3 tRNA genes and 2 rRNA genes are annotated in these 4,377 nt (G+C 53.6%); all 5 read left to right on the forward strand.

Annotated features, from left to right (window positions below):
• The first annotated feature begins 114 nt into the window (after nucleotides 1-114).
• The 5 genes from PXK01_RS21735 to PXK01_RS21755 all read left to right on the forward strand — a co-directional run bounded on the left by PXK01_RS21735 (nucleotide 115) and on the right by PXK01_RS21755 (nucleotide 4,376).
• Nucleotides 115-190: transfer RNA gene (locus PXK01_RS21735), tRNA-Ala, on the forward strand.
• 212 nt (nucleotides 191-402) lie between these two features.
• A tRNA-Ile gene (locus PXK01_RS21740) sits at nucleotides 403-479 on the forward strand.
• 523 nt (nucleotides 480-1,002) lie between these two features.
• Nucleotides 1,003-3,829, forward strand: a 23S ribosomal RNA gene (locus PXK01_RS21745).
• Between the two features lie 194 nt (nucleotides 3,830-4,023).
• A 5S ribosomal RNA gene (rrf, locus tag PXK01_RS21750) occupies nucleotides 4,024-4,138 on the forward strand.
• Nucleotides 4,139-4,299: 161 nt separating this feature from the next.
• A tRNA-Met gene (locus PXK01_RS21755) sits at nucleotides 4,300-4,376 on the forward strand.
• Nucleotide 4,377: the final 1 nt, after the last annotated feature.

Consider the following 4,377-nt stretch of genomic DNA (forward strand, 5'->3'; position numbering starts at 1 on the left):
CTGATCTCGTGCATCACTTAGCAGAAGATGCGCAAACAAAGCGCATCAACATCAGGACCGAGCCGTCCTCATATCTCTTCAGAAAGACAGAGCCTCAGGATTGAGGTTCAGCAAGGGGCCTTAGCTCAGCTGGGAGAGCGCCTGATTTGCATTCAGGAGGTCAGGAGTTCGATCCTCCTAGGCTCCACCAAGCCATTTGCGAAGCAAAGGCGTTGTCGCGGCAGTGCCTTCGCGCAGCGAAGGTCACGAGAGCGACTTTCCGCCATTGGCCCCGGTTCGCGACAGCAGCGGTTGCCGAACTCTTCGGTGACATAACCACTGAGTGCTGCTCTCGGCAGATTTGCTGACGCAAATCGCCTGTCGCACACCTGTTTTGTTTTTGCCTGGCAAAAACACAAACAAGGGTCGGTAGCTCAGGTGGTTAGAGCGCACGCCTGATAAGCGTGAGGTCGGAGGTTCAAGTCCTCCTCGACCCACCAACCGCTCTTTTGGCTTCGCCAAAAGATGCGGGAAGTCATCCAACAGAACAAAGGGTTTGATTTGACCTTTGAGGGCTTCTGCGGAAGCGTTCAAACGTCCAATCGGACGGAAGTTTTGACATCGTTTAGAGAGAAATATCAACAACACTGTTGGTCGTCCCGAGTGTGGGAATGACCTCAGATAGGTGACGCAGAGCTTGCTCTGCCGACAGCAACCGGATCCGTCATGTTTCCTCAGACGCCCGGATGTTTGCCTGGCTGAAACGACAGTAGTTGTCCAAGTCAAGTACACTAACCCGCATGATCTACCCGATCATGCAATGTGCTTTCTTAAGGTTCAGGACCGACATCCTGAACGCTCCGCCAGCTCTTAGGGCCTCAGGTCCTCAAGTAGCGAAGCGGTAGGACATTAAGAAAGCGCGGGAAAGTATGCTTTTTGGTTCAGAAACAGAAGACACGGTTGTGAACCAGCTTCCGTGTTGTGACGAAATGCCTTCGGGCATGGCTGTCTCTTTCTGGATCAGATCAAGCGCGAGAAGGGCGTTTGGTGAATGCCTTGGCAGTAAGAGGCGATGAAGGACGTGATACTCTGCGATAAGCTGTGTGGAGCCGAGAATAGGCTTTGATACACGGATTTCCGAATGGGGGAACCCACCTGACAGTTCGATATTGTTACTTCGGTACTCAATATCTTGCTGAACCAGGTACTTAAGACCTGAATACATAGGGTTTTAAGAGCAAACCCGGGGAACTGAAACATCTAAGTACCCGGAGGAAAGGACATCAATTGATACTCCCCTAGTAGCGGCGAGCGAACGGGGACCAGCCGAGCCAGATGAGTGACTAGAACACGTTGGGAAGCGTGGCCATAGCGGGTGACAGCCCCGTATAGGAAGCTTTGATGGACGTATTAAGTAGGGCGGGACACGTGAAATCCTGTCTGAAGATCGGAGGACCACCTTCGAAGGCTAAGTACTCCTTACTGACCGATAGCGAACCAGTACCGTGAGGGAAAGGTGAAAAGCACCCCGACGAGGGGAGTGAAACAGTACCTGAAACCGAACGCCTACAATCAGTTGGAGGCCCCTTGAGGGCTGACAGCGTACCTTTTGTATAATGGGTCATCGACTTGGTCTCACGAGCAAGCTTAAGCCGCTAGGCGTAGGCGCAGCGAAAGCGAGTCTTAATAGGGCGCATGAGTTCGTGGGATCAGACCCGAAACCGAGTGATCTAGGCATGGCCAGGTTGAAGGTGCGGTAACACGCACTGGAGGACCGAACCCACATCTGTTGAAAAAGATCGGGATGAGCTGTGCCTAGGGGTGAAAGGCCAATCAAACTCGGAGATAGCTGGTTCTCTGCGAAATCTATTTAGGTAGAGCGTCATCCGAATACCCCGGGGGGTAGAGCACTGGATGGGTAATGGGGCCCCACAGGCTTACTGATCCTAACCAAACTCCGAATACCCGGGAGTACTAGATGGCAGACACACTGCGGATGCTAACGTCCGTAGTGGAGAGGGAAACAACCCTGACCTCCGGCTAAGGCCCCTAATTCATGGCTAAGTGGGAAAGCAGGTGGGACGACCAAAACAACCAGGAGGTTGGCTTAGAAGCAGCCATCCTTTAAAGATAGCGTAACAGCTCACTGGTCTAAATAAGTTGTCCTGCGGCGAAGATGTAACGGGGCTCAAGCCATGAGCCGAAGCCGAGGATGCACATAGTGCATGGTAGCAGAGCGTAGTGTGACATAGCTTCATGTCTCCTTATGTCCTTCGGGGCTATTGGAGACACGAAGCTTTCGATGAAGCCGGGGCGTGAGCCATCCGGTGGAGAGATCACTAGCGAGAATGATGACATGAGTAGCGACAAAGAGTGTGAGAGACACTCTCGCCGAAAGTCCAAGGGTTCCTGCTTAAAGCTAATCTGAGCAGGGTAAGCCGGCCCCTAAGCCGAGGCCGAAAGGCGTAGGCGATGGGAACCAGGTTAATATTCCTGGGCCAGGAGGATGTGACGGATTGCGACTGTAGTTCAGCCTTATCGGATTGGTTGGGCTGCTGAGCAGTCCCTGGAAATAGCCCTCCATCAGACCGTACCCTAAACCGACACAGGTGGACTGGTAGAGAATACCAAGGCGCTTGAGAGAACGATGTTGAAGGAACTCGGCAAAATACCTCCGTAAGTTCGCGAGAAGGAGGCCCGGGTTCAAGGCAACTTGGATCCGGGGGCACAAACCAGGGGGTGGCGACTGTTTATTAAAAACACAGGGCTCTGCGAAGTCGCAAGACGACGTATAGGGTCTGACGCCTGCCCGGTGCCTGAAGGTTAAAAGGAGGGGTGAGAGCTCCGAATTGAAGCCCAGGTAAACGGCGGCCGTAACTATAACGGTCCTAAGGTAGCGAAATTCCTTGTCGGGTAAGTTCCGACCTGCACGAATGGCGTAACGACTTCCCCGCTGTCTCCAACATCGACTCAGCGAAATTGAATTGCCTGTCAAGATGCAGGCTTCCCGCGGTTAGACGGAAAGACCCCGTGCACCTTTACTACAGCTTCGCACTGGCATCAGGATTGTGATGTGCAGGATAGGTGGTAGGCATCGAAGCAGGAACGCAAGTCCCTGTGGAGCCTCCCTTGAGATACCACCCTTCGCACTCTTGATGTCTAACCGCGGTCCGTTATCCGGATCCGGGACCCTGCGTGGCGGGTAGTTTGACTGGGGCGGTCGCCTCCTAAAGCGTAACGGAGGCGCGCGAAGGTTGGCTCAGAGCGGTCGGAAATCGCTCGTTGAGTGCAATGGCAGAAGCCAGCCTGACTGCGAGACTGACAAGTCGAGCAGAGACGAAAGTCGGCCATAGTGATCCGGTGGTCCCGAGTGGAAGGGCCATCGCTCAACGGATAAAAGGTACGCCGGGGATAACAGGCTGATACTGCCCAAGAGTCCATATCGACGGCAGTGTTTGGCACCTCGATGTCGGCTCATCTCATCCTGGGGCTGGAGCAGGTCCCAAGGGTACGGCTGTTCGCCGTTTAAAGAGGTACGTGAGCTGGGTTTAGAACGTCGTGAGACAGTTCGGTCCCTATCTGCCGTGGGTGTAGGATACTTGAGAGGAGTTGCCCCTAGTACGAGAGGACCGGGGTGAACGATCCACTGGTGGACCTGTTATCGTGCCAACGGTAGTGCAGGGTAGCTATGATCGGACAGGATAACCGCTGAAGGCATCTAAGCGGGAAGCCCCCCTCAAAACAAGGTATCCCTGAGGGCCGTGGAAGACCACCACGTCAATAGGCCGGAGATGTAAGTGCAGCAATGCATTCAGTTGACCGGTACTAATCGCCCGATTGGCTTGATCTGATCCAGTAAAAGACAGCCACACCAAAAACGCATACGACGCGACCTGGACAACACGTTGATAATAAGCCTACCGCTTGTGGAAATGTCCTCGTGACATAACTCGGGTGCGGCAACGGGCATTTGCTCTGCAAATACCCTGCCTGCCGCCAACCATGAAAATCCAACAAGCCGCAGGCTTGTTGGTATTTTCTTGGTTTGGTGGTCATAGCACGAGCAAAACACCCGGTCCCATCCCGAACCCGGAAGTTAAGTGCCGTCGCGCCAATGGTACTTGGGCTTAAGCCCTGGGAGAGTAGGTCACCGCCAAACCTAGTAAATACCAAAACAAAATCTCTCTAATACGATCAAACGCTAGCTACACGATCCAACACAAAACGGATCAAGGACAAACATAGTCCTCAAGTAGCAAAGCGGTAGGACACACAAACCGAGCTCAAGTAGCGCTCCGCGCGGTAGCTCAAACATAGTGTCGCGGGATGGAGCAGCCAGGTAGCTCGTCAGGCTCATAACCTGAAGGTCGCAGGTTCAAATCCTGCTCCCGCAACCAA

Origin of the sequence: Phaeobacter sp. PT47_59, from assembly GCF_028890025.1 — a bacterium.
Classification (GTDB): Bacteria; Pseudomonadota; Alphaproteobacteria; order Rhodobacterales; family Rhodobacteraceae; genus Phycobacter.